Source organism: Streptomyces sp. V4I2, from assembly GCF_030817655.1.
Classification (GTDB): domain Bacteria; phylum Actinomycetota; class Actinomycetes; order Streptomycetales; family Streptomycetaceae; genus Streptomyces; species Streptomyces plumbiresistens.
On record NZ_JAUSZM010000003.1, the window covers coordinates 6,015,989 to 6,041,730 of the forward strand.

The window sequence follows — 25,742 nt, forward strand, 5'->3', positions numbered from 1 at the left end:
CCTGCTCACTCAGCCGAGTTGGCATTGTCGGTAGTCGTCGATATCAGAGTAGCGCCGGGGCAGAATGGATGAATTGTCAGTTGTGATGCCGGACTCGTAGGACGGGGCAGTAATGGTGGAGCGCATCGCGTGGGCCGACTCCGACCGCATCGGCCGCCAGGCCCACCGCTATCTCCAGGGCGGGTACCGGGACGCGTTGAGACGCCTGATCCTCGCTGTGCCGCTGCGGGACGGGGTCCGGCTGGCCGGGTGGCTGGCCCGGGCGGATCCGATCGGACAGAAGAACGACCGGCTCCTTTACCGCCTCGCCGCAACCGACGAGGAACTCGTCTCCCGGGTGGCTGCCACCGCCGAACGCGACTCGCGCACGAGCCATGACCGCATCGCGACCTCCGCGCAGTGGCTGTCCTTCGGCTTCGGTGACCCGGTCCTCACACTGAACACGTACGAAGACCCGGGACTCACCCGGATATCGATGCTGCGGGACGGGTCCTGGAGCGACATCCACCTCAGCGAGCTGCACCACTACGCGGTCACGTGCGTCGATGCGGACAATGTCGTCGTGGTCCGCGACGAACCCGATCACGGGCGTGCACTGGTCCACTACGCCGGGGGCAGGGAACGCCCGGTCGTGCAGGGCTCCGCCGTGACGGGGATGCAACCGGCGGCCACCGCAGCCGGGTTCGTCGCGGGCAGCGCACTGCAGCCGGCCGCGATGGCGGCCGGACCGGATCTCCCGCCGGGCATCGTGGACCTCGCGCCCTTCGGGCTTCTCGACGCCTGCCGCCTCGCCGTGGACCCGAGCGGAGAGAGGGTCGCCTTCGGTAGCCACGAGCAGATCGCGGTCACCGATGCCCGGCTGCAGCGCCTGGTGGCCCGGTCCGTCGTGCCTGTACCGCACGGCCCGGTGCGTGGCCTCGCCTTCACCACCACTGACGAGATCGTGGTGAGTGGCGCACAGGGCGGGCTGAGCCGCTGGCGTATCTCGCCCCACGAGGCGCTGGCCCTGGAGACCGTCGGCGAGGCCCCGCGCCTCAGCGACCTCTTCTCCGTCCCGGCCTGGGGCGTGGTCGGCGGTCGCTTCGGCGGGGAGGGAGAACACCGCTTCTTCGACCCGGTGTCCCTGGCGCCGGTTGATCCGCCCCGGCCGTTTCTGGACGCACGGTACGACCCGCGCCTGGTCCACGCAGTTGCCGCCTCCGCCGACGGCCGCCTCGCCGCCGTGGGCGGATACCTGACCCCGGAGAGGACCTACAGCTTGGTCGTCCACGACTTCCACCATCCACTGGCCCGGGTGCTGCGCCCAGTGGCCTCGCTCGGCGAAAGTGACCTCGCGGAGATCTCCCGGGCGGCAGAGGACACCGCCTGGCGCACGGCCGAGGAACGGCAAGTGCTGGCACTGCTGCGGGACGTGACGGAGGACCGGCTGCGAGGTAGGGGCCCGGGCCTGGAGGGCGAGCTCACGGGCGCACCCCCGCGCTGAACCTGCTCAGGTCCGCGGCACCGGCAGGCACGCCGGCGCCCAGCGGCCGGTGGCTGGTGGCACGGGACATGGAGGACGGCGACCGCATGGAGGCCGCCCGCGCCCGCCGCGACGTCAAAGCGAGCATCTGCCACGACCTGACCCACACCCTGGACGTGTCACTGCCCCACAAAGCCGGCCACTCAGGCCGGAGGCACCTGGAGCCGACATGCCACCGGAATCGCACAAGGTCACCAAGCGGCCCACGAAGGCCGAGAACTTGGCGACAGTTGAATACGCGAGCTCACCAGTATTCCGGCCTCCTATCAGGTGAGGATGCCGATGCCAGCAGGCTGCGCGGTAGCAGAGGATGCCAAAGCTGCTTTTGTAGAAGTCGAACAATCGCCCTCACGTATCCATCTGACCTCGTCAGGCGCTACACCTGCTGCCCCACGGTGGCCTTACGGACCTCCCCTGGCGGCCCCACCGGTGGACGGCCGGTGGACAGACGCCTTTGGAGCGTGCATCACGGGGTAGCACGGATTAACCAGTCGCATGTGCTCTGATCAGGAAAAACGTCACTGGATGGCATGGTCTGGCACTCCGCAACACGAACGCTCGTGGTCTCGTAATGCGTAGGTCTCGGGTTCGAATCCCGAAGGCGGTTCCATGGTGAACCCCAGGTCAGGCCTTTGACCTGGGGCTTCTTTGCTTCATTGACCTTGGAATCCGGACTGATCGGACACTCGTGGTCTACGCATCACAATGCGTAGGTCGCGATTCCATGAGCTGTCGCCGACGATCAAGACAAGGCTTTGACCTGCGGTTTTTGTGCATTGCACCCTCGGAATGGTCTTGTTGGCATCGGCTCCGGTGGACAGCCGGTGGACAAGCGTGCTTGATGCTCCGTCAGGAGTGCATCACTGCCCCCGCACTACGCCGGGAGCTTCAGTGGCCAGGGGAGGAGAACGGGAGTCGTCCTGGTTGTGGCTTTGCGACAGACCTAGACATTGGTGCGGGCTGGATTGTTCGGAGTGTCGTCAGTCGGGACCGTCGCAGCCGCGATCGTGGTCGGCAGGTCTACCTGGACCCGTCCAGCAGAAGACTGATCGCGGCCAGGGCATCGGGAGTCGTGCGGTCGGCCACATCGTCCGCAGCCCCGCCGCCCGTCCACCCGCGAGGTCGTGCTCGGGACTGTCGCCGATCATCCTCCGCCGGCAGCCAGATCCGTCCCGCACCGTTCGGCGGCCAATTCGAAGATCCGGACGTTGGGCTTGCGGATGCCGACCTCACCGGAGACGCAGCAGGCGTCCACCCTCTCGCCCACACCCGACCGCTCGATATTCGCCAGCTGGTTGTCGGCCATTCCGTTGCTGACGATGCCCACCCGCCAGCCCGAACGCTCGGAGCTGCGAGAAACCCTGGACGCGGCCCGAGGTCGAGGAGGCGGGGCTGCGGGCCCTGTGGGCACGTTTCACGGGTACTGCATGGCAGTCCTGCTCGTCGTGGTACCGCACGCCCAACGGCCGCGCTGTCGCCACTGGCCCGGCTGCATGGGCGAGTACGCGGCCCGCACCCGCCGGCTGGAGCCAGCCGAGTTCGTGTTCGTCCCGTCCCGTCCCGTCCCGGGGACTCTGAACTCCCGTCGGCGTCTCAGGTGTTGTCGGCCGACTCGTACCAGTGACGGGGCAGGATTGCGTCGATCGTCTCCTGGACGCGGTCGATAATATCAACGCGATCGTTCAGTGCCCAGGAGATGTGCTGAGCGCCGAAGAAGGCCGCCACGAGCACCCGGGCCAGCTTTTCCGGGTCGGCATCCTCGGGGAGCTGGCCCACCTCCTTCGCCTCCGCCAGCAGGTCCTGGCAGTGAGTGATGAAGTCGACGAACGGGCGGGTGGGCAGTCCGCTGGTGATCTGGTGGCGGTCCAGATGCAGCCGTACCGCGGCCTGGAACAGGGTGTCGTCGCGAAGGGCGACGGCCACCCGGTTCAGCAGCTTCACCGTGGCCTGCAGGGGAGGCGCCTTCAGGCGCCTGACGCCGGCGGACAAGGCGCCCAGGCGGGCGAAGTACTCCTCCGAGACCGCGATCGCGATGGCCTCCTTGTTCGCGTAGTGGAAGTACACGGCCCCCTTGGTCACCCCGGCCTGTTCGGCGATGTCGAGCAAGGTCACGTCGGCGAAGCCGCTGCGCGCGAAGACCACGGCCGCCGCCTCGAGGATCTGGACGCGGGTACGGATCGACCGCTGTTGCTTGGGTTCCTGACGGACGGGGCGCTTCTCGCCGACAGGTGTGGGTTCAAGGGCATGCACGTGGCGGCTCCCGCATGAGGTCAACAGTGACGACTCGTTTGACCACCAACGTACCACCGCGAATGTATTTCGCGCCCTCACAGTCTGCTGCAGGGCTGTGGGCACTGGTCAAGTAAGGCCAAAAAGGGTCTAAAAAAACGTTCGCGAACGTACGTAAAAGTCTATGGTGGAGTCACAAGATCAGCTGGAGATACGGAGCATGATGAGTACCCAGAACGTCTTGGTGGTGCCTCAACTGTCCGCTGGGGTGGGCGAGTCGGCGTGGGCCGAAGTGCAGCAGCCGGGACTCTCGGCGGTCGCCACGGTTCCCATCGACTCCCTCCTGTCCGCGGACTCACCGCGCACCGAGGGCGAGGATCAGGCGCACGCACGTCTACTGGCCGATTCGGGAGCGGCGCTCCCCCCGATCATCGTCCACCGGCCGACCATGCGGGTCGTGGACGGTATGCACCGCCTCGCGGCGGCCCGCCTGCGGGGCGAGCCGGAAGTGAAGGTGCGGTTCTTCGACGGTGACGAGCGCGACGCGTTCGTGCTCGCCGTACGGGAGAACACCACGCACGGGCTGCCGCTGAGCGCACGCGATCGTGCCGCGGCCGCCGCCCGTATCCTGCGGACCCATCCGTACTGGTCCGACCCCGCCGTCGCGCTGGCGGCCGGCCTGTCCGCCCGCACGATCGGCGAGATCCGGCGGTCCCTGGACGCGGGTGAACCGCCCGCCGCCAGGCTGGGGCGCGACGGCCGGGTGCGGCCGTTGAACGGCGCCGAGGGACGGATCCGCGCGAGCCGGCTGATCGAGGAGATGCCGGGCGCCTCGCTACGGGCAATCGCCCAGCGGGCCGGGGTGTCCCCGGGTACGGTCCGCGACGTACGCGACCGGATGGCGCGGGGCGAGGACCCGCTCCCGAAGTCGCTGCGGGCCCCGGACGCGCCGCGGGGCGCTCACCCGGTACGGCGGCTGCCCGAGGCACGCGACCCCGTCGACGAGCAGGGGCTGCTGAGGTCCCTCATGAAGGACCCGTCCCTCAGGCTGACCGAGCGGGGACGCTTCCTGCTGCGGTTGCTCGGCGTACAGGTGCTGCCCGACAGCCGGTGGGCCGAGCTGCGCGAGGCCGTGCCGGAGCACGGGGCGAAGGTGATCAGCCAGCTCGCCCGCAAGTGCGCCATCGCCTGGACCGAGTTCGCCGACGATCTGGAACGGGTGGCCGCCGAGTCCGGTGGCGAGTGAGAGACGTCCGTACGGCGGCGGGGGCTGTACGGCTGTGTGCGACTACGGGGAGCTGTGCAACCACGGGGAGTTCCGTGGTTGGACGGCGCCGGAGGCCCTGAGCGGGGCCGTCCGGCGGACACGGCGGAGGTGTCGGTGTCGTGGGGGAATTCATCCTCTTCGGGTTCCATCATGCGGGGGGCAGCATCGCTGCGTTCTCCGGCTGGCAGCGCGCGCTCGGGCCACAGGTCGAGGTGGTGCCGGTCGCGCTGCCGGGGCGGGGGCGGGACGGCCGCAGCCCGCGCTACCGCGATCTGGACACGCTGGTCGAGGCGCTCGCCCAGGACCTGGGGTCCGGCCTGTCGGGGCGGCACGTGCTGTACGGCCACAGCATGGGGGCGCTGGTCGCCTACCGGCTGACCCGGCTGCTGGCCCGGCGGGCGCAGCGGCTGCCCGAGAAACTGATCGTCGGGGCCTTCGGTGCACCCCATCTGCGGCAGTCGACCGGTGCCACCGAGGACATGACCGACTCGGAGCTGCTGCGCTGGCTGGTCGACACCTCCGACATCCACGCGGACCTGCTCGGCGGCACCGAACGGCTGGCCGTGATGCTCGCCCGGCTGCGGGAGGACCTGCGGATCATCCGGCCCCGGCGCCCGGCGCAGGACATCGAGGCGCCGCTGCCCTGCCCGATCCACGTCTTCACCGGCACCCGCGACCCCCTGGTGGACCGGGCGGCCGCGGCGGGGTGGAGTCGGCACACCAGCGCCGGCTGCACCGTCCATGCGATCCCGGGCGGACATTTCTTTCCCCGTGAGTCGAAACGGGATTTCTTCGGCGAACTGCGCTCAGTGCTGCACGGCGAGTCGGCACTGACACCGAACGTGTACGGATGAGCCGTGCACAAACTGGTGTTCGCGGTGAAGTAGCAGTGATACTCGTCGAGCGCGACTGATTCGGCGTCCGGGGCGAATTCGAGTTGAGAAATCCATGCAGTGACGGGGGAGAGTCTTGGCTGCGCAAAAGAGAACGAGTGACGGCCTTTCAGGCGAAGACCCGGGGGAGATGGTGCAGCTGCTCACGCCGCACGGCGAGCGTGTGCACCACCCCGACTACGACATCGAACCAACCCCCGGGGAACTCCGGGAGATGTACCGGCGGATGGCGCTGACCCGCCGGGTGGACGCCGAGGGGGTCACCCTGCAGCGACAAGGCGAGCTGGGCCTGTGGCCCTCGTCGTTGGGACAGGAGGCGGCTCAGGTGGGCTCGGGTCTCGCGCTGCGCGCGGACGACCACGTCTTTCCGAGCTACCGCGACCACGGTGTCGCCCTCGCCAGACAGGTCGACCCGCTGCACATATTCCGGCTGTTCCGGGGCGTGAGCCACGGCGGCTGGGATCCCGCGGAGAAGAACTTCCATCTCTACACGCTCGTGATCGGCTCCCAGGTTCTGCATGCCACCGGATATGCGATGGGCGTGGCCGACGACGATGCCGACTCCGCGGTCGTCGTGTATTTCGGTGACGGTGCGACCAGCCAGGGGGACGTGAGCGAGGCATTCAACTTCGCCGCCGTTTACGACGCGCCGGTCGTCTTTTTCTGCCAGAACAATCAATGGGCCATTTCGCAGGGTGTGGAAAGGCAGAGCAAGGTGCCGATCCACCGGCGCGCCGCCGGTTTCGGACTGCACGGTGTCCGGGTGGACGGCAACGACGTGCTGGCCTGTCTGGCGGTGACGCGGGCCGCCGTGGAGCGAGCCAGGCAGGGACGCGAGGCGACACTCGTCGAGGCGTTCACCTACCGCATGGGCGCCCACACCACGTCGGACGACCCGACCCGCTACCGGCAGTCCGCCGAACTGACGCAGTGGGCGCGCAAGGACCCGATCGCCCGCCTGGAGAAGTACCTCCTGAACCACGGCTGGGCCGACGCCGACTTCGTCGCGGGGGTCGGTGAGGAGGGCGACCGGCTCGCCCAGCACATCAAGGAGAGCGTGCGCACCATGCCCGATCCCGATCTCACGGAGTTCTTCGACCTCACCTACGCCGGAGAGCACCGGCAGGTCACCGAGGAACGGGAGTGGTTCAAGGAGTACGAGGCGTCGTTCGTGGAGGGGAGCTGACATGGCGACGACGACCCTTGCGAAGGCCGTCAACGCGGCGCTGCGGGCGGCTCTGGAGGACGACCCCAAGGTCGTGCTGATGGGCGAGGACATCGGGCGGCTCGGCGGTGTCTTCCGGGTCACCGACGGCTTGCAGAAGGACTTCGGGGACCACCGGGTCAAGGACACTCCGCTCGCCGAGTCCGGCATAGTCGGCACCGCGATCGGCCTGGCGCTACGCGGCTACCGACCTGTCGTGGAGATCCAGTTCGACGGCTTCGTCTTTCCCGCGTACGACCAGATCGTCACCCAGCTCGCCAAGATGCGGGCCCGATCCGGCGGCCGTATCGCGCTGCCGGTCGTCATCCGGATCCCGTACGGCGGCGGCATCGGCGCGGTCGAGCACCACAGCGAGTCTCCGGAGGCACTCTTCGCACATGTCGCCGGACTGCGGGTGGTCTCGCCGTCCAACGCCGCGGACGCGTACACGATGCTCCGGCAGGCCGTCGCGGGCGACGACCCGGTCATCTACCTCGAGCCCAAACGCCGTTACTACGACAAGGGCGAGGTCGATCCGGCGGCGTCGCCCCACCCGCTGCACTCCGCACGGGTGATACGCCTCGGCCGCGATGCGACGGTCCTCGCCTACGGGCCGACCGTGCGCACCGCCCTGGAGGCGGCGGCCGTGGCCGAGGAGGAGGGCACCAGCGTGGAGGTCGTCGACCTGCGCTCGGTCTCGCCGGTCGACTTCGACACGGTCGAGGCCTCGGTGCGCAGGACCGGCCGGCTGGTGGTGGTGCACGAGGCACCCGTGTTCTTCGGCACCGGCGCGGAGATCGCCGCCCACGTCACGGAACGCTGCTTCGACCGGCTGGAGGCGCCGGTCCTGCGCGTGGGCGGATTCCACATGCCGTATCCGCCCGCCCGGACCGAGCACGCCTACCTGCCCGACCTGGACCGGATTCTGGATGCCGTCGAGCGCGTCCTTGCCTACTGACGTCCCGGCCGCTCTGGCCCACCGAGACGAGGATTCCGTGGAAGCACAGCGTTTCCGTGAGTTCAGGATGCCCGACGTGGGCGAGGGCCTGAGCGAGGCGGACATACTCCAGTGGTACGTGAAGCCCGGCGACCGGGTGCACGACGGTATGACCGTGTGCGAGGTCGAGACCGCGAAGGCGGCGGTGGAACTGCCCATCCCCTACGACGGGGCGGTGCACGAGATCCGGTGCCCCGCCGGCACGACGGTCGACATCGGGGCGGTCATCATCACCGTCGACACCGCGCCGGACGGCGGGCCCGAGCCCGCCGACCCGCCGACGTCCGAGCCCGCGGACCCGCCGGCTCCCGAGCCGGAGCCCCAGCAGGCCCTGCTCGTCGGATACGGCGTCATGAACGGCTCGACGAGGCGCCGCCCACGCAAGCCGCGAGCCGAGCGGGAGCGGCCCGCCCGCCGAGAGGCCGTTCCCGGCGCGGCGAAGCCCCCGGTGCGCAAGCTCGCCCGGGACCTCGGCGTCGACCTCGGCCTCCTGGTGCCCTCCGGCCCGGGCGGTGTGATCACCCGTGAGGACGTCCACGCCGCGGCCCGCACCACCCAGCCGCCGGTGGCCGACCAACCGGTGCGTGTCCCCGCGTCCGACGAACGCCGTGTCCCCATCAAGGGGGTGCGCAAAGCGACCGCCGAGGCCATGGTGACGAGTGCCTTCACGGCACCCCACGTCACCGAGTTCAGCACCGTCGACGTGACACGCACCGTGAAACTCGTCCAACAGCTCAAGCAGGACCCCGACTTGGCGGGACTGCGGGTGACCCCGCTGCTCCTCGTGGCCAGAGCCTTCCTGGCCGCGGTGCGGCGTTTCCCCGAGATCAACGCCTCCTGGGACGAGGCCGCACAGGAGATCGTCATCAAGGAGCGGGTCCACCTGGGCATCGCCGCGGCCACGCCCCGTGGCCTGCTCGTCCCCAACATCAAAGACGCGCACACCAGGAACCTGCCGCAACTGGCGGCGGAGCTGGGCGACCTGGTCGCCACGGCCCGGGCCGGCCGGACCACCCCCGCGGCCCTGTCCGGCGGCACGGTGACCATCACCAACCTTGGGGTCTTCGGCGTCGACACGGGAACCCCGATCCTCAACCCGGGTGAGGCGGCCATCCTCGCCGTGGGAGCGATCAGGACCCTGCCCTGGGTGCACCGGGGCAAGGTGAAGCCCCGTCAAGTACTCACTCTGGCCCTCTCCTTCGACCACCGCCTGGTCGACGGAGAGCTGGGCTCCAAGGTCCTCGACGCGACCGCGGAGATCCTCGAGCAGCCCAAGCGACTCGTCACATGGGCGTAGCGATGACCACCGGACTCATGACGGGTGCGCAGTCCCTCATCCGCTCTCTCGAGGAGGTCGGCGCCGAGACGGTATTCGGTATTCCCGGTGGTGCGATCCTCCCGGCGTACGACCCGTTGATGGACTCGACCCGGGTGCGGCACGTCCTGGTCCGGCACGAGCAGGGCGCGGGTCACGCGGCCACCGGTTACGCGCAGGCCACCGGCAAGGTCGGCGTCTGCATGGCGACCTCCGGCCCCGGTGCCACCAACCTGGTGACGCCGATCGCGGACGCCCACATGGACTCGGTGCCGCTCGTGGCGATCACCGGCCAGGTGGCCTCCAAGGCGATCGGCACGGACGCCTTCCAGGAGGCGGACATCGTCGGCATCACCATGCCGATCACCAAGCACAACTTCCTGGTCACCAAGGCCGAGGACATCCCGCGGGTGATCGCGCAGGCCTTCCACATCGCCTCCACCGGCCGTCCGGGGCCGGTCCTGGTCGACATCGCCAAGGACGCACTCCAGGCGAAGACGGTGTTCTCCTGGCCGCCCGTCATGGACCTGCCCGGCTACCGCCCGGTGACCAAGCCGCACGCCAAGCAGATCCGTGAGGGCGCCAAGCTGATCACCCAGGCGAAGCGGCCCGTCCTCTACGTCGGCGGTGGTGTCATCAAGTCCGGCGCCACCGCCGAGCTGAAGGTCCTCGCGGAACTCACCGGAGCTCCCGTCACCACCACCTTGATGGGGCTGGGCGGGTTCCCCGACAGCCACCCGCTGCACGTGGGAATGCCGGGCATGCACGGTGCGGTCACCGCCGTCACCGCGCTGCAGAAGGCCGACCTGATCGTCGCCCTCGGAACCCGCTTCGACGACCGCGTCACCGGCAAGCTGGACAGCTTCGCCCCGCACGCCAAGATCGTCCACGCCGACATCGACCCGGCCGAGATCGGCAAGAACCGCGCCGCCGACGTGCCGATCGTCGGCGACGCCCGCGAGGTCATCGCCGACCTGGTCCAGGCCGTCCAGAAGGAGCACAGCGAGGGCCACAAGGGCGACTACAGCTCCTGGTGGAAGGACCTGTCCCGCTGGCGCGAGACCTACCCGCTCGGTTACGACCAGCCCGACAACGGCTCGCTCTCCCCGCAGCAGGTCATCGAGCGCATCGGCCAGCTCGCCCCCGAGGGCACGATCTTCGCCGCGGGCGTCGGCCAGCACCAGATGTGGGCCGCGCACTTCATCCAGTACGAGAAGCCCGCCACCTGGCTGAACTCCGGCGGCGCCGGAACCATGGGCTACGCGGTCCCGGCCGCCATGGGCGCCAAGGCCGGCATTCCGGGCAACACGGTCTGGGCGATCGACGGCGACGGCTGCTTCCAGATGACCAACCAGGAACTCACCACCTGCGCCCTGAACAACATCCCGATCAAGGTCGCCATCATCAACAACGGCGCCCTCGGGATGGTCCGCCAGTGGCAGACCCTCTTCTACAACCAGCGCTACTCCAACACCGTGCTGCACAGCGGTCCCGAGGACGTCAACCCGGACGCCAAGGGCACGCGCGTGCCGGACTTCGTGAAGCTGTCCGAGGCGATGGGCTGCGTGGGCCTGCGCTGTGAGCGCCCGGAGGACCTGGACAAGGTCATCGAAGAGGCGAACTCCATCAACGACCGCCCCGTCGTCGTCGACTTCATCGTCCACGAGGACGCGATGGTGTGGCCGATGGTCGCCGCCGGCACCTCCAACGACGAGATCATGGCCGCCCGGGACGTCCGCCCCGACTTCGGCGACAACGAAGACGACTGAGCGAGAGAGACCCAAGAGACATGTCCAAGCACACGCTCTCCGTCCTGGTGGAGAACACCCCGGGCATCCTCGCCCGGATCGCCGCCCTGTTCTCCCGCCGCGGGTTCAACATCGACTCGCTCGCGGTCGGTGTCACCGAGCACCCCGAGATCTCCCGGATCACCATCGTGGTCAACGGCGAACTGACCCGGCTCGACCAAGTCATCGAGCAGACCGGGAAGTTGGTCAACGTCCTCGATGTCATGGAACTGGAGCCCGACGCGCGGATAATCCGTGAGCTGGTGCTCGTGAAGGTTCGCGCCGACAACCGGACGCGTTCGCAGATTCTGGAGATCGTCCAGCTCTTCCGCGCCAAGACCGTCGACGTCTCCCCTGAAGCGGTGACCATCGAGGCCACCGGCAGCGGCGAGAAGCTGTCCGCCCTGCTCAGGATGCTCGAACCGTACGGCATCAAGGAACTGGTCCAGTCCGGCGCGATCGCCATCGGACGAGGCCCCGTCCCGCTCATCGACCGCAGGCCGCGTCCCGCCACCCTGGCGCCGTGGGCCGCCGCCATCGCCTAGGAGTAACCATCCATGTCTGCCGAGCTGTTCTACGACGCCGACGCCGACCTGTCCATCATCCAGGGCCGCAAGGTCGCGGTCATCGGTTACGGCAGCCAGGGCCACGCCCACGCGCTGTCGCTCCGTGACTCGGGTGTCGACGTGCGTGTCGGTCTGCACGAGGGCTCCAAGTCCAAGGCCAAGGCCGAGGAGCAGGGGCTGCGCGTGGTCACCCCGGCCGAGGCGGCCGCCGAGGCCGACGTCATCATGATCCTGGTCCCGGACCCGATCCAGGCCCAGGTCTACGAGGAGTCCATCAAGGACAACCTCAAGGACGGCGACGCCCTCTTCTTCGGCCACGGCCTGAACATCCGCTTCGACTTCATCAAGCCCCCGGCCGGCATCGACGTCTGCATGGTCGCCCCCAAGGGCCCGGGCCACCTGGTGCGCCGCCAGTACGAGGAGGGCCGCGGCGTTCCGTGTATCGCGGCCGTCGAGCAGGACGCGACCGGCAGCGCCTTCGAGCTGGCTCTCTCGTACGCGAAGGGCATCGGCGGCACCCGCGCCGGCGTCATCAAGACGACCTTCACCGAGGAGACCGAGACCGACCTGTTCGGTGAGCAGGCCGTTCTCTGCGGTGGTACGGCCGCGCTGGTCAAGGCCGGTTTCGAAACGCTGACCGAGGCGGGCTACCAGCCGGAGATCGCGTACTTCGAGTGCCTGCACGAGCTGAAGCTGATCGTCGACCTCATGTACGAGGGCGGCCTGGACAAGATGCGCTGGTCGGTCTCCGAGACCGCCGAGTGGGGCGACTACGTCACCGGCCCGCGGATCATCACGGACGCCACCAAGGCCGAGATGAAGAAGGTCCTCGCCGAGATCCAGGACGGCACCTTCGCCCGCGAGTGGATGGCCGAGTACCACGGCGGTCTGAAGAAGTACAACGAGTACAAGACCGCGGACTCCGAGCACCTCCTGGAGACCACCGGCAAGCAGCTCCGCAAGCTCATGTCGTGGGTCGACGAAGCGGCGTGAAGGAAATCGGGTGTGCATGCGCGGGCATGTACAAACTTCCTGCACGGTGCTTCCGTCGATAAAGTAGTCAGTGAAATCAGCGCGAGGGGGAAACATGATACGCGCAACAGTCCTGGCCGGAATCGGAGCAGCAATTCCGCCACGTTCGGTGACGAATGACGAACTCGCCCGGACACTGGACACCAACGACACCTGGATTCGTACCAGGACCGGTATTCGTACCCGCCACTGGGCCGACACCGGGACCAGTACCGGTGATCTCGCGACCGCCGCCGGCGCGCGAGCCCTGAAGTCCGCCGGGGTCGATTCCGTGGATCTGGTGATCCTGGCGACCAGCACCGGAAACCAACCAATGCCCGGCACGGCGCCGGAAGTCGCGACCGCACTCGGACTCGGGCACGTCGCCGCCTACGACATCTCTGCGGCCTGCTCCGGATTCCTGTACGCGCTGTCCGCCGCCGCCGGGGCGATCGCGTCCGGCGTGGCGGAGCGGGTCCTGGTCGTCGGCGCGGACGTCTGGTCCACTCGGCTCGACCCGCAGGATCGTTCCACCACCATCATCTTCGGTGACGGCGCCGGAGCCGCGGTCCTGCGCGCCGGCGACGCCGACGAGCCCGGCGCGCTGCTCGGCTTCGACCTGGGCAGCGACGGCACCGGTCACGAGCTGGCCCAGGTGGCCGGCGGCGGTTCGCGGGAGCGGGGCAGCGGACTGCCGGCGCGGCCCGAGGGCGCGTATATGACCATGCAGGGCAAGGACATGTTCACCCACGCCGTCAACAGGATGGCCGCCTCTTCCGAGCAGCTGCTCGGACGCGTTGGCTGGAGCGCGGCGGACGTCGACTGGTGCGCGGCGCACCAGGCGAACATCCGGATCCTGCACACGGTCGCGGACGTGCTCGGCGTCGAGCGGTCCCGCATGCTGGTCCACCTCGACAAGGTCGGCAACACCTCGGCCGCCTCCATCCCGCTGGCGCTCACCGACGCCGCCGTCAGCGAGCGCGTCAAGCCCGGTGACCGGGTGCTGATGACCGCCTTCGGCGGCGGGCTCAGCTGGGCCTCGACCGCCCTGCGGTGGCCGGAGATCGACGTCATGGAAATCTCCACGGAAATCTGAACCGACGGGTTTCTCACACCTCACCGCGTATTCCAGCGGATTTCTCCACTACTACGAGCCCGCGCTGCATCCTGCCCTGATTCCTGACTGTAGGGGGACCCATGAATTCTCAAGCGGTAGCCGAGAGCATCGCCACCATCCTGACCGACAATTTCGACCTGGATCAGGACGTGACCCCCGCCACCCGGTTCAGCGAAATAGAACTCGACTCGCTGATCATGCTGGAGCTTTCCGTGATCATCGAGCGGAAGTACGGCATCAAAATCGCCGAGGACGAGCTGGTCGAGGCCGGCAGCGTCGCCGGAGTCGTGGCGCTGATGGAATCCCGCAGCAGCGTCGACACCCCCGCCGACTGAACCGACCTTCCCACCCGCTTCCGCCCCCTTCTGGAGGACCCGTCATGCACAGCCGTATCGGAATATTCCTGTCCCCCGTGAACGAGCCCGGGCAGGACCCGCACCTGGTGCTGCGCCGACAGCTCGACCTGGTCGAGAAGGCCGACGCGCTCAACCTGGACGAGGCCTGGTTCGGTGAGCACCACACGCTCGGCTGGGGTCTCGTGGGCGCCCCGGAGACGATGATCGCCGCCGCCTCCCAGCGCACCCGGCAAATCAGGCTGGCCAACGGAGTCGTACCGCTGCCCTGGCACCACCCCTTCCACGTGGCCTCGCGTGCCGTACACCTCGACCACCTCACCCAAGGGCGTTACATCCTCGGCGTGGGCCCCGGAATCTTCCCGGACGCGCAGATGCTCGGCATCGAGGCGAGCGCGCAGCGCACCCGTCTCGCCGAGGCACTGCCCGCGGTGATCGAGCTGGTCAACGGTGAGGGCCGGGTCACCGACAAGACCGACTGGTACGGGCTGCGCGACGCCAAGCTGCAGCTGCCCCGCTACACCCCGGGCGGCCTGGAGGTGGCCATCGCCAGCGGCGGCACCTCACCCGGCAGCCCGCTGCTCGCCGGTCAGCACGGGACCAGCCTGGTCTCCTTCGCGCTCAGCCAGCCCGGCGCGCCCCGGACCATCGACCTGGCCCGGCAGTGGAGTTATGCCGAGGAAGCCGCCGAGGAGCACGGCAACACCATGGTCCGTGACAACTGGCGGGTGGCCCTGCCGCTGCATGTTGCGGAGACCACCGAGCAGGCCCTCGCCGATGTCCGCGAGGGCTTCGACCGCTGGCTCTTCGACTTCTTCGGCCGCGCGGCCGGCCGCGACGTGTCCACCCCCGGCGTGCCCGAGGGTCAGGAGCTCCAGGCGCGTATCGAGGCGGGTGGCGCGATCGTCGGTTCGCCCGAGGACGTCGTCGAGGGCATCCGGCGACTGCAGGAGCGCACCGGCGGATTCGGCACCCTGCTGGTCTACGTACCGGACTGGTGCTCCTGGGAGAAGACGGACCGGAGCCTCGACCTGCTCGCCCGTTACGTCGCACCACAGCTGACCGGGGCTGTCTCGCGCCCCAAGGAATCCATCGAGCACATCGTGGCGAGCCGGGGCTGACCCAGGGCCCGATTCCCAGTCCCCTCCCCCCACCCACACCCGAACCGGAGCCTTCATGACCGCCGTCGGCAGGAACACGGCCGAGGTCGCGCAGAGCGCGGAGCCCCAGGTCTCGCGATCCCGGACCCCACTGCTCTTCGCCAGCCTCGTGGCCGGCAACTACCTTGTCATCCTCGACGTCTCCATCCTGAACGTCGCCCTTCCCGACGTGCGCAGCGACCTGCACGCCACCGCCACCCAGCTGCCGTGGACGGCGGACGCGTACACGGTCGTCTTCGCCGGTCTGCTCCTGGCCTCCGGAGCGGTCGCCGACCGCTGGGGTCCGCGCCGCGTCTACCGCACCGCCCTGTGTCTGTTCGCGCTGCTCTCGCTGGCCTGCGCCGCCGCCCCCAGCGCCGGTGGTCTGATCGCCGGCCGAGCCGCCCTCGGCATCGCGGCGGCCGGCCTGGTCCCGGCCTCACTCGCACTGCTCGCCAAGCTCTACCCGGACCCCAGCAAGCGGTCCCGGGCGATCGGCGCCTGGGGCGCGCTGAGCTCCAGCGGATTCATCGCGGGGCCGCTCATCGGCGGCGGCCTGGTCGAACTCGGCGGCTGGCGCGCGGTGTTCCTGGTCAACCCGGTGATCATCTGCCTGGTGCTGCTGCCCACGAAGTGGCTCAGCGCCCACCGGCCGACGACCTCCAAACGGATCGACTACGCGGGTCTCGTCCTGTCCATCCTGGGGCTCGGCGCCGTCACCTTCGGCCTGATCGACGCGGGCAGCCAGGGCTGGGGCCGGCCCGTCCCGCTGGCCGCGCTGGCCGTCGGCGTGCTCGCCTTCGTGGCGCTGCTGCTCGTCGAGCGGAAGGTGGAGGCCCCCGTACTGCCGCCCCGCCTGATGGCGCTCGGCCGGGTCCGCGCCGACCTGATGGCCGGAGCGATGTCGTGCTTCGTCTTCTACGGCTCGTTCTTCGCGCTGACCCTGTGGCTGATCCGGGAGCGGGACCTGTCCCCGCTGCAGACCGGTGTCGCCCTGCTGCCGATGACGCTGCCCGCCTGCGTCATCCCGCTGCTCGCGGGCCGCGCGGTCGTCAAGTACGGGGCAAGGACCGTCATCCTGGTGGGGCTCGGGGCACATGTACTGGCCGGGCTGGGACTGTGCTTCGTCGGCAGCCACCCGCCGCTCGCGGCGCTGGTCCCCATGGAGATCCTGCTGACCATCGGGGGGACGACGGTGGTGCCCGCCGCCACCGCCGACATGGCCTCGGCCGCCCCGCCGGAACTGGCCGCGACCGGCCAGGGCGCGGCGACCGCCTCCCGGCAGGCCGGAGTCGCCCTCGGCGTCGCCGTGCTCGGCACCCTGTCCTCGCTCCCCTCGATCGGGGTGGTCGTGATGGTCGCCTCCGCGCTGGCGATGCTGGTCGTCCTCACCGTGCTGCGCAGGCCGGCGGGCGCGGCATGAGCGAGGCGCACGACCGGTCCGGTGCGGTCCGGGGAGCGGCCTTCTTCGACGTCGACGAGACCCTGATCACCGCCAAGTCCATGTTCGAGTTCCTGCGCTTCTGGCTGGCCCGCGGCGGCGACGACGGCACCCGGTACGCGCGCCACGCCGCCGCCCTGCGGGACATGTCCGCGCTCGGCATACCCCGCGAGGAGGTCAACCGCGCCTACTACCAGTACTACGCGGGCACCTACGCCGCCGACGTGCGGGCGGCGGGCCGAGACTGGTACGCCGCCTACCGCGAACGCCCGGACGCCTTCGTCACCGCGGGACTGTCCGCGCTGGCCCGGCACCGGGCGGCCGGGGACACCGTCGTGCTGGTCTCCGGATCCTTCCGGGCCTGCCTCGACCCGCTCGCCGAAGACCTGGCGGCCGACCGGGTGCTGTGCGGCCAACTCGTCGTGGACGAGCGGGGGTTCCACACCGGCGAGGTGGTGGAACCGATGATCGGCCGGGCAAAGGCGGACGCCGTCGCGAAGACCATGCGAGAACTCGGCCTGGCCGCCGGGGACTGCTGTGGATACGGGGATCACGCCAGTGATCTCGACATGTTGCGCGTGGTGGGCCGGCCATCGGTGATCGGGGACGACCCGACCCTCGGTGAGCTCGCCCGCACGCACGGCTGGCCGGTGATGTCATCGGCCCACGGAGCAAGAGGGGAAGAATAGTTGAGTACACAGACCACACCGCAGGCCCCGGCCGGCCCCGGGGTCTTCCGGGACCGGGTCGCCCTGATCACCGGAGCCGACCGGGGCATCGGCCGCGCCCTGGCGAGCAGGCTCGGCGCCCAGGGGTGCCGGCTCGTCCTCCACTCGCACGACGCCGAGGGCCTGACCAAGACCGTCGCCGACGAGGGCTGGGTGGACGGGCAGGTGCTCACCGCCGTCCACGACGTGGCCGACAGCGCGGCCGTCGAGGCGGCCGTGGCCGAGGCGGTCGCCCGATTCGGGAAGATCGACTACCTGCTGAACGTGGCGGGGGTCGCCCACCCGGGCGGTGTCCTCACCACGAGCCGGGAGATCTGGGACCGCACCCTCGCCACCAATCTGACCGGCTACTTCGTGACAGCCCGGACCGTACTGCCGTACATGAAGGAAGCCGGCGACGGGTTCGTCGTCAACATGTCCTCGATCTGGGGCAGGCGGACCGCCCCGCCCGGCGCCATGCTCGCCTACTCCGTGTCGAAGTGGGGCGTCGAGGGTCTGACCAGGGCGCTCGCCGAGGAGGCCCGGCCCTGGGGGGTCCGTGTCTCGGGCATCGTCCTCGACAAGGTCGACACCTCCTTCCGCGAGAACATGCCGGGCGAGCTCACTCAGGAGCAGCGCGACCGGATGCTCACTGCCGCCGACGTGGCCGACTCCACCTGCGCGCTTCTTGGCAGTTCGCGCCGTGCGCACGTCTCCACTGTCGAGCTCGACGCCTGGCAGTGGGTCTGATGACGCAACAGAGCCCCCTCACCCGCTACATAGTCGGCGACCGCTTCGAGCCGTTCGCCACCCACGACACGATCCGCACGGTCTCCCGCTTCGTCGCCGACCTGCGCGCCGACCGCCACCGGGACGACACGTCACTCGTCCTCGTCGAGGGGCAGGGCCTCACCTCCTTCGACTGGGACCGCATCCGTGACGAACTCGACCGTCGAGGTCTCGCAGATCGCGTGCGGATCCGGGAGAGCGACGCGGGCTGCCTGTGCCGGCAGACCGAAACGCACAAGCACCGGGAGTGCAACGTCCTGATCGCGGGCCTCGACCGGGTCGCCGAGAGTCGCTTCCGGGCGGCCCTGCGCATCCACAACGACCAGGAACTGCTCCTCGACCACCAGGGCGGACATGTCCAGGGCATGGTCGTCCTGGAAGCCGCGCGCCAGATGTTCGTGGCCGTGAGCGAGCGGTACTACCTGTCCCGCCGGCCCGAGCGGCATTACAGCTTCGTGCTCGACAGCATGGACAGCAAGTTCCTGACCTTCCTGTTCCCGCTGGCCGCCGCGATCGAGTACGAGGTTCTCTCCGCGGACCTGAACGACCCCGCCCAGCTGTCCTTCGACGTCCAGGTCACCTTCGAGCAGACAGGCCTGCCCGCCGCCACCGTCCGCATGGTGTGCGGCGCCCTCGACAGCTCGGCCCTGGCCCAGAAGGAACGTCGCGGCACCGCACGGGCCCTGAGGGTGCTCGGCCGCGAGATGGACCCGGTCCCGGCCGGCTGAACCGTTCTGCCCTGGATTTGTGTACCCGACCCTCGAAGGGATTCCCATGTCATCCGCACTGCTTCTGCTGACCGAGCTCCCCGTCGGCGAGCGCGTCGACGAGGCACTCGCCGCGTGGCGGGACCGGCCCACCGCGCCGGGCTCCGTCCTCTACCGGGGCCTGGAGGCCCCGACCCTGCTCGAACTCACCCCGCTCGACGGCCTCGACGCCCTCGCCGGACTCGACGAGCAGTGGAGCCGGCAGGCCAAGGAGCTGGCCGAGCTGGTCGTCGGAGACGTACGCCGCCAGGTGCTGCGGTTCGTCGAGGCGCCGAAGCCCGCTCCGGTCGGCGCGGCGCTCCCCGACACCCCCTACGTCCAGCTGCGGCACGTCGAGGTGAAGCCGCGCGTGCACGAGGAGTACCTGGACTGGCGGGACGGCACGATCTTCGACGTCGTACGGACCACGGAGCAGGTCGAGACGTTCCTCGCCTACCACTCACTGCTGTCCACCGAGCCCGGCGTCATGTTCGTCTCCGGGTTCTCCTGCGACCCCGAGGAATACCTGCCCGCGTTCTCCTCCGAGCGCTACGGGGAGATCGCCCGGTACGCCCATGCCCGCTTCGTCACCGAGGAGGGCCTCTACACCCGCCTGTACCGACGCGTCACCGAGGACGCCTGATGGGTACGCGGTCCGAGTCGTACGAACTGAGCCTCACCACGCAGGGCCCGCTGTATCCGCCCAGCGAAGTCATGGATCCCGACGGGAACTTCGTGGTGATCGGGTACGTCAACCGGGAGGCGGCCGGCGGAGGAGTCGTCTCCGAGTGGGGCAGCGGGATCGTCGCCGCGGACAGCCCGCTGCCGGAGCTGGGCGGCACGGCCCCCTACCGGATCGTCCGCGAACTGGGCTCGCGGCTGTCGGCCGCCGACGAGGACCTCGTCCTGCACACGCTGCCGCTGCCGCTGCCGTGCACCAACTACCCCGAGGTCTTCGCCCCGGACCAGCTTGCCGACCCCTTCTCGGTGGTCCGGCCCAGCTACGCCTTCCACCAGGTGCCGTTGCCGGACCTGCGCCCCGAGGACGGGCCGAAGGTGACGGAACCGATCACGCTCGGCCAGTGGGTGCAGGCGGCCGGCGAGGTGCGGGTCACGCTGGCGGCCGGAGGCCGGGCAGCCGACTTCCACTGCGAGTTCACCGGGCTGCTGCCCAACAGCCTCTACACCGTGATGTCCGTACGACGCCGCGACCTGGCCCCCTCGGGGCCGGTGCGGCCGGGCCCGCTCGGGGTGCCGAACGTGCTGATCGCCGACCACAAGGGCAACGGCAGCTACCACGCGCGCATGCCGAACCCGTTCCCCGACCCGGAGGTCGCGGCCGGTGACCGGATCATGAACGTCGTCCTGCTGTGGATGAGTTACCAGCAGAACTACGTGGGCGCCATCGGACGGTTCGGCCTGGGCGGTGACGTCCACGCCCAGCTCAAGCTGCGCGGACCGAGCTTCGCCGAGTTCGTGACCCACGCCTGACACAGGGAAAGGGAGTAGGAAGTGGAGACGAAGGTGCCGACTCAGCGATCCTTCCGCAATGTGCTCGGCCGCTTCACCACGGGGGTCGTCCTGGTCACGGCACAGACCGAGGACGGGCCCGCCGGAATGGCGGCCAACTCCTTCACTTCGGTGTCCCTCGTGCCCCCGCTGATCGCGCTGTGCGCGGCGCGCACCTCGACGACCTGGCCGGCGATCCGCGCGGCCGGGGGCTTCGCGGTGACCATCCTGCGCGAGGACCACGAGGAGGTCTGCCGGACCTTCGCCACCCGGGGCGCCGACCGGTTCGCCGGCCGTGACTGGGTCCGCACCCCGGCCGGGCACCCCCTGCTGTCGGACGGGCTCGGCTGGCTGGACTGCGCCATCGAGCAGATTCACCCGGCCGGCGACCACGAGCTGGTCGTCGCAAGGGCCCTGGAGTGGTCCACGGAGGGCGGCCCGGAGGCCGTCTCGGGGGGCCCGCTGGTCTTCCACTCCGGGCGTTACGTACGGCTGGCATCCTGACCGGAAGATCCCCAACTGCCCCATGACGGACGGGACCTCGTCCCGCGGAAAGGCACGAGCAACGATGAGCTATACCGGTGAGGTTCAGGCCGGCGGCCCCGGGGACACCCGGGAGACGACCGACCTGGTGATCACGAAGGCCTCGGTCGGCGAGATCGACAACAACGTCTACCTCCTGCGCTGCCGGACGACCGGCGAGCAGCTCCTGATCGACGCGGCGGCCGAGCCGCGGACCCTGCTGGACCTCGTCGGCGACGGCGGCCTGGCCACCGTGTTCACCACGCACCGGCACTGGGACCACCACCGGGCCCTGGCCGAGGTGGTCGCCGCCACCGGAGCCCGCTCCCTCGTCGGACGCGAGGACGCACCCGGCGTCCCGGTCTCCGACGTCCTGGTGGACGACGGAGACACCGTGCGGGTCGGCGCCGTCTCCCTCACCGCGATCCACCTGGTGGGCCACTCGCCGGGCTCCACCGCGCTGCTCTACCGCGACCCGAAGGGGCACCCGCACCTGTTCACCGGGGACAGCCTGTTCCCCGGCGGGATCGGCAACACGGAGAAGGACCCGGCGCGGTTCGCCTCGCTCCTCCACGACGTCGAGACGAAGATCTTCGACCGGCTCACGGACGACACCTGGGTCTACCCGGGCCACGGCAAGGACACCACGCTCGGCGCGGAGCGGCCCAGCCTGCCGCAGTGGCGGGACCGGGGCTGGTGACGGGCGGTCCGCGACCGGCGCCGCTCACCGGACTGCGCGGACTTCCCGCCGTCTTCTGGTGGATCTGGGCCAGCCTGCTGATCAACTGGCTCGGTGCCTTCGCGGGCCCGATGCTGGCCTTCTCGCTCACCGCGGACCGCGGCTACTCCGCCTCGTACGCCGGATTCGTCGTCTCGCTGCCGGGACTCGGCGCGATCGCCGGCAACGCGCTCGGGGGCGTCCTCGCGGACCGGTACGGGCGGCGCGTCACCCTCGTGAGCGGCCACGTGTGGACCGCCGCCGCCATGGCCGCTCTCGGGCTCGCGCAGGACCGCACCTCCGTCGCCGCCGCCGCCCTGGCCGTGGGGATCGGCACCGGGGTGGTGCGGCCGGCCGCGGGCGCCGTCCTCGCGGACGTACTGCCGGCCGCGGACCGGCAGCGGGCCTTCGCTCTCAACTACTGGGCGGTGAACGCCGGTCTGGCCATCGCGGCCGTACTGGCCGGGCTGCTGGTCCGGCAGGGCTACACCCTGCTGTTCCTCGCCGACGCGGCCACGACGCTGCTGTGCGCGATGGTCGTCCTGGTGATGGTCCCGGAGACCCTGCCCCCGCGAGCGGTCCGCACCCCGGCGGCGGAGGAACCGTCGGGCGGATCCCCGGGATCTGGCGGCACCCCGATCCGCAGGGACCTGCCCTTCGTCCTGTTCACCCTGCTGACGGTGCTGTTCGCCCTCGCCTTCGAGCAGCGCTCCGGCTCCCTGGCGATGGTGATGGCCGCCCAGGGGCACTCGCCGGCGGTGTTCAGCCTGCTCAACGCGGTCAACGCGGTCCTGGTGGTCGTCGTGCAGATCCCGCTCACCCGGCTGCTCAGCAGCAGTCCCAAAGGCATGGTCCTGTGCGCCGGAGGACTCCTCGCCGGGGCGGGCCTCGCGATGACGGCCTTCGCCGACGGGCCGGGGCTGTACGTCGCCGCGGTCGTCGTCTGGACGTTCGGCGAGATGTTCCAGACACCGGCGGGCAGCGCGGTCGTCGCCGAGCGGGCACCGACGCGGCAGCGTGGCCGCTACCTGGGCCTGTACGCCGCCGCCTGGTCCACCGCCGGCTTCCTCGGCCCGGCGGGCGGCGGTTGGGTCCTCGACCGATGGGGGTCCGCCGTGCTGTGGACGCTGTCCGCCGTGCTCGCCGGCGCGGCCGGCTGCGGCTGGCTGCTGATCACCGGCGCCCAAGGCTTCCGTACGGCACCCGCCGTACGGGAAGAAGGCGGGAGCCCGCTCCCGCGTGTCGCAACAGAGGGGAAACGAGCATGAACCAGCACCTGGTCATCGAGAACTGCGTCCCGGCCCACGTCGCCGAGGCGACGGAGCAGCTCGTCGTCGAGAACTGCGTCCCGGCGCACCTGGGCGAGCAGTTCCTCGTCGAGAACTGTGTGCCCGCGCACGTCGCCTGACGATGACCGATCCCACCATGGCGGAGACCGGCCGGGGCGGCACCGTCCGCCCCGCGCCGGGCTCCGGCCCCGCACCGTCCTTCGCGACGACGACCCGAGTGCTGGCCGGTGTCGCGGGCACCCCGCCCGCACTGCGGCTGGCCGTCAGCGATCTACCCGAGGCCCCCGACCGGCCGTGGCAGAGCAGCCGGCGCGCATTCGGCACCTCCTGGCAGGATCCCGCGCAGGCCCGCCGCTCCGCCGAGGGCGAGGCCGCGGAACGCCACTGCGAGGCGCACGCCCCCGCGCCCGAACGCCTCCACTGGGGCAGCCACAGCGAGCTGACCCGCCGGGGACTGCGCGCGCTCGACCCGCGCCGGCTCGTCCTGTACTCCGCCCGGCAGTACGCCACCCCCGGCTTCCCCTTCCGGCCCTTCGGGCCCGACTCGCCGGCCCACTGGCTCGAGGCCCGGTCCGTCACACATGGCACGCCGGTGCTGGTGCCGGCCTTCCTCGTCCACTCCGCCTGGCCGCACATGCCCCGGCCGCACCCGGAGCCGCTGTACGCGTTCCCGGCGGTGGGCGGCGTCGCTGCGGGGCCCACCGAGGATTTCGCCCTGACCAGCGGGCTGGAAGAGGCCATCGAACGGGACGCGGCCGCCGTGTGGTGGGCCAACGCCCACCCCTCGCCCGCGCTTCCCGCCGACGCCCGGCTGCGCCGTCTGACCGAGGGTGCCGGGCGGGCCTTCGACGTCCGCTGCACCCGTCTGGCGAACGACTTCGGCGTGCCCGTGCTCGCCGCCGGCGTCCGCAGCCGTGACGAGGGCTGGCTGACGTACGGGTTCGCGGTCCGCGCCGATCCCCTGGAGGCTGCCGCCAAGGCGCTGGCCGAGGCGTACACCCTGCAGATCACCTGTCAGTCTCTGGACAGCCCGTCCGGGATCCCCCATCCGGCCGGACGTCCCTCCCCGTTCAAGCCGTGGCGCCGGGACCGCCGTTATCTGGACGCCTACCGCGCCGACGGGCGCGACGCCGTCGAGCAGCTGTGCCACCTGCAGCTCTACCTGGACTGCCGGGCGGCCGACCGGGTCGCCCCCTGGGCGTGGGCCCCCGCGGCCGGCACGTGGGACCGGGTCCCCACCCTGCCCGGGCGCTCGGCCGACGTGCTCACGGCCCGGGTGGCCGACGCCGGGTTCGAGGTCCTCAGCGTGGACCTGACCACACCCGACACGGCCGCCATCGGCCTGACCGTGCTCCGCGTCATCGTCCCGGGCCTGGCGGGAGCCGCCCCGGCCGCCTACCCGCCGTTGGGTGGGCGGCGCCTGAGCGGCACCGCCGTCCGACTCGGCTGGTGGAGAAGGCAGTTGGGGGAAGAGGAGCTCAACACCTTTCCCATGCCGCATTCCTGAGGAGCCGAGCCGGCCGGCCCGTCTGATTCAGGCGAAGACCGTGAACAGGCCGGTGCGTCACCTTCGCCGAGGACGCGAGTAGGGTCCGCCGCCATCGCGCCCCGCCGTCATGAGTGCGCTACGAGACCTTGTCCTCGGCGCTCTTCACCGGGCCGGCTGGGCCAACATCGCCAGCGGCCGTCGCGCTCACACCCAGCCCGCAGCCATCCTCGCTGGTGGGCCGATGACAACTCCGTCGGTGGACAGCCGGTGGACAGACGCCTTCGGACCGTGCATCACGGGGTAGCACTGGTTAATCAGTCGCACATGCTCTGATCAGGCAAAACGTCACTGGGCAGCACGACCGGGCACCACGCAGCACGAACGCTCACGGTCTCGTAATGCGTAGGTCTCGGGTTCGAATCCCGAAGGCGGCTCCACGGTGAACCCCAGGTCAGGCCCCTGACCTGGGGTTTCTTCTTTCGGGTGACCTTGGAATTCAGGCCAATCGGACACGTGTGGTCCGCGCTTCGTCATGCGTAGGTCAGAGGTGTGCTTTCTGTCAGGGGCCTGGCGCTGCCCGTGGGACGACGGATGAAATGGACCGGTCTCCGATGGGACGATCGGCGTCGTCGGGACTGTCCGGTCCTGACAGGTCTCACGTCCGGCTTGGATCCTGGCGACGATCACGGCCATGAGCACCCGCAACCGCCGACTGAGGTTCCCCGCGCCGCTGCGCCTGGCCCATCTGGGTCTCCCCGGTCCGTCCTGGCCGCGAGCGCGACACCACCTGCGCCCGCGCCCACGGACTGGTCGATGTCCTGAACCGGCTCGCCGCCACCCTGGGCATCCCTACTCAGGCCGACCTCGGCTACGAAAACACCGGGCCCGGCTTCCGCCACCCGGTCAAGAAGCCCAAGGGTGGTGAACTCGCCAAGCCCGACCAGGCGTTCAACGCCGTGATCCGAGGCGTCCGCGCTGTCGCCGAGAGCCCAATGCCCCTGCGCAAGGTTACTTTCAAGGCCCTGCGCAGGGTCGGCCTCGACCCCGCGACCATCACCCGGATCGCCCGAGCCCGCCCTCGTCCTGCTCCAGCTCGAACACGGCCGCACCGCCTGAACGAAGATCACAAAAT

At 70.1% G+C, this 25,742-nt stretch carries 25 protein-coding genes and 2 pseudogenes; 24 read left to right on the forward strand and 3 right to left on the reverse strand.

Going from position 1 to position 25,742, the window contains the following annotated elements; all coding sequences use genetic code 11:
* Nucleotides 1–112: 112 nt before the first annotated feature.
* The gene (locus QFZ76_RS28490) at nt 113–1,483 is read left to right on the forward strand and encodes a hypothetical protein (protein ID WP_307676393.1); all 1,371 of its coding nucleotides are present in this window, start codon (nt 113–115) and stop codon (nt 1,481–1,483) included.
* 1,019 nt (nt 1,484–2,502) lie between these two features.
* Here the strand turns inward: QFZ76_RS28490 and QFZ76_RS51870 are convergent.
* The 3 genes from QFZ76_RS51870 to QFZ76_RS28500 form a co-directional block, all read right to left on the reverse strand.
* Complete coding sequence (locus QFZ76_RS51870; RefSeq protein ID WP_373464367.1) at nt 2,503–2,670, reverse strand: HAD hydrolase-like protein; 168 nt, start codon at nt 2,668–2,670, stop codon at nt 2,503–2,505.
* Nucleotides 2,667–2,933 carry an HAD family hydrolase gene (locus tag QFZ76_RS51875; protein WP_373464368.1) on the reverse strand — a complete coding sequence of 89 codons (267 nt, stop codon included), beginning with the start codon at nt 2,931–2,933 and terminating at the stop codon, nt 2,667–2,669. Before QFZ76_RS51875 ends, QFZ76_RS51870 begins: the two co-directional genes overlap by 4 nt.
* A 182-nt stretch (nt 2,934–3,115) precedes the next feature.
* The gene (locus tag QFZ76_RS28500; RefSeq protein ID WP_307676395.1) at nt 3,116–3,772 is read right to left on the reverse strand and encodes a ScbR family autoregulator-binding transcription factor; all 657 of its coding nucleotides are present in this window, start codon (nt 3,770–3,772) and stop codon (nt 3,116–3,118) included.
* A gap of 199 nt (nt 3,773–3,971) precedes the next feature.
* On the opposite strand from QFZ76_RS28500, the gene QFZ76_RS28505 reads away from it, so the two are divergent.
* The 23 genes and pseudogenes from QFZ76_RS28505 to QFZ76_RS28615 form a co-directional block, all read left to right on the forward strand.
* On the forward strand, nt 3,972–4,997 hold the full coding sequence (locus QFZ76_RS28505; protein ID WP_307676396.1) for a ParB/RepB/Spo0J family partition protein: 1,026 nt from the start codon (nt 3,972–3,974) through the stop codon (nt 4,995–4,997).
* Nucleotides 4,998–5,137: 140 nt separating this feature from the next.
* Nucleotides 5,138–5,872 (forward strand): thioesterase II family protein, encoded by a 735-nt coding sequence (locus QFZ76_RS28510; RefSeq protein ID WP_307676397.1) that lies wholly within the window; start codon nt 5,138–5,140, stop codon nt 5,870–5,872.
* Between the two features lie 115 nt (nt 5,873–5,987).
* Nucleotides 5,988–7,097 (forward strand): pyruvate dehydrogenase (acetyl-transferring) E1 component subunit alpha, encoded by a 1,110-nt coding sequence (pdhA, locus tag QFZ76_RS28515; protein WP_307676398.1) that lies wholly within the window; start codon nt 5,988–5,990, stop codon nt 7,095–7,097.
* 1 nt (nt 7,098) lies between these two features.
* Nucleotides 7,099–8,073, forward strand: coding sequence for an alpha-ketoacid dehydrogenase subunit beta (locus QFZ76_RS28520; protein ID WP_307676399.1), 975 nt, complete (start codon nt 7,099–7,101; stop codon nt 8,071–8,073).
* Between the two features lie 67 nt (nt 8,074–8,140).
* Nucleotides 8,141–9,409, forward strand: a complete 1,269-nt coding sequence (locus QFZ76_RS28525; protein ID WP_307680156.1) for a dihydrolipoamide acetyltransferase family protein — start codon at nt 8,141–8,143, stop codon at nt 9,407–9,409.
* Between the two features lie 17 nt (nt 9,410–9,426).
* Nucleotides 9,427–11,196, forward strand: a pseudogene (locus tag QFZ76_RS28530) (acetolactate synthase large subunit); the annotation flags it as partial.
* Between the two features lie 20 nt (nt 11,197–11,216).
* A complete protein-coding gene (ilvN, locus tag QFZ76_RS28535) occupies nt 11,217–11,759 on the forward strand; it encodes an acetolactate synthase small subunit (RefSeq protein ID WP_307676400.1) in 543 nt (180 codons plus the stop codon).
* Nucleotides 11,760–11,771: 12 nt separating this feature from the next.
* On the forward strand, nt 11,772–12,773 hold the full coding sequence (gene ilvC, locus QFZ76_RS28540) for a ketol-acid reductoisomerase (RefSeq protein WP_307676401.1): 1,002 nt from the start codon (nt 11,772–11,774) through the stop codon (nt 12,771–12,773).
* Nucleotides 12,774–12,867: 94 nt separating this feature from the next.
* Nucleotides 12,868–13,887 carry a beta-ketoacyl-ACP synthase III gene (locus QFZ76_RS28545; protein ID WP_307676402.1) on the forward strand — a complete coding sequence of 340 codons (1,020 nt, stop codon included), beginning with the start codon at nt 12,868–12,870 and terminating at the stop codon, nt 13,885–13,887.
* A gap of 101 nt (nt 13,888–13,988) precedes the next feature.
* Nucleotides 13,989–14,243 (forward strand): acyl carrier protein, encoded by a 255-nt coding sequence (locus QFZ76_RS28550; RefSeq protein WP_307676403.1) that lies wholly within the window; start codon nt 13,989–13,991, stop codon nt 14,241–14,243.
* A gap of 44 nt (nt 14,244–14,287) precedes the next feature.
* A complete protein-coding gene (locus QFZ76_RS28555) occupies nt 14,288–15,382 on the forward strand; it encodes an LLM class flavin-dependent oxidoreductase (protein ID WP_307676404.1) in 1,095 nt (364 codons plus the stop codon).
* A 55-nt stretch (nt 15,383–15,437) separates the two neighbouring features.
* Entirely contained in the window at nt 15,438–16,823 is a 1,386-nt protein-coding gene (locus tag QFZ76_RS28560; RefSeq protein WP_307676405.1) for an MFS transporter, read from the forward strand.
* Nucleotides 16,820–17,530 carry an HAD family phosphatase gene (locus tag QFZ76_RS28565; RefSeq protein WP_307676406.1) on the forward strand — a complete coding sequence of 237 codons (711 nt, stop codon included), beginning with the start codon at nt 16,820–16,822 and terminating at the stop codon, nt 17,528–17,530. Before QFZ76_RS28560 ends, QFZ76_RS28565 begins: the two co-directional genes overlap by 4 nt.
* Complete coding sequence (locus QFZ76_RS28570) at nt 17,531–18,298, forward strand: SDR family oxidoreductase (RefSeq protein WP_307676407.1); 768 nt, start codon at nt 17,531–17,533, stop codon at nt 18,296–18,298. It abuts the gene before it with no gap.
* A complete protein-coding gene (locus tag QFZ76_RS28575; RefSeq protein ID WP_307676408.1) occupies nt 18,298–19,065 on the forward strand; it encodes an AfsA-related hotdog domain-containing protein in 768 nt (255 codons plus the stop codon). Before QFZ76_RS28570 ends, QFZ76_RS28575 begins: the two co-directional genes overlap by 1 nt.
* A 46-nt stretch (nt 19,066–19,111) precedes the next feature.
* Nucleotides 19,112–19,726 (forward strand): hypothetical protein, encoded by a 615-nt coding sequence (locus tag QFZ76_RS28580; protein WP_307676409.1) that lies wholly within the window; start codon nt 19,112–19,114, stop codon nt 19,724–19,726.
* Nucleotides 19,726–20,574: a hypothetical protein gene (locus QFZ76_RS28585; protein ID WP_307676410.1), complete on the forward strand. Its 849-nt coding sequence runs from the start codon at nt 19,726–19,728 to the stop codon at nt 20,572–20,574. Before QFZ76_RS28580 ends, QFZ76_RS28585 begins: the two co-directional genes overlap by 1 nt.
* A gap of 33 nt (nt 20,575–20,607) precedes the next feature.
* Entirely contained in the window at nt 20,608–21,096 is a 489-nt protein-coding gene (locus tag QFZ76_RS28590; RefSeq protein ID WP_307676411.1) for a flavin reductase family protein, read from the forward strand.
* 64 nt (nt 21,097–21,160) lie between these two features.
* Nucleotides 21,161–21,814 (forward strand): MBL fold metallo-hydrolase, encoded by a 654-nt coding sequence (locus tag QFZ76_RS28595; RefSeq protein ID WP_307676412.1) that lies wholly within the window; start codon nt 21,161–21,163, stop codon nt 21,812–21,814.
* Entirely contained in the window at nt 21,793–23,100 is a 1,308-nt protein-coding gene (locus QFZ76_RS28600; RefSeq protein WP_307676413.1) for an MFS transporter, read from the forward strand. The genes QFZ76_RS28595 and QFZ76_RS28600 overlap by 22 nt, the downstream gene beginning before the upstream one ends.
* The gene (locus tag QFZ76_RS28605; RefSeq protein WP_307676414.1) at nt 23,097–23,240 is read left to right on the forward strand and encodes a hypothetical protein; all 144 of its coding nucleotides are present in this window, start codon (nt 23,097–23,099) and stop codon (nt 23,238–23,240) included. The genes QFZ76_RS28600 and QFZ76_RS28605 overlap by 4 nt, the downstream gene beginning before the upstream one ends.
* Before the next feature lie 2 nt (nt 23,241–23,242).
* Nucleotides 23,243–24,628 (forward strand): YcaO-like family protein, encoded by a 1,386-nt coding sequence (locus QFZ76_RS28610; protein WP_307676415.1) that lies wholly within the window; start codon nt 23,243–23,245, stop codon nt 24,626–24,628.
* Between the two features lie 719 nt (nt 24,629–25,347).
* Nucleotides 25,348–25,726, forward strand: a pseudogene (locus tag QFZ76_RS28615) (transposase family protein); the annotation flags it as partial.
* Between the last annotated feature and the right edge of the window lie 16 nt (nt 25,727–25,742).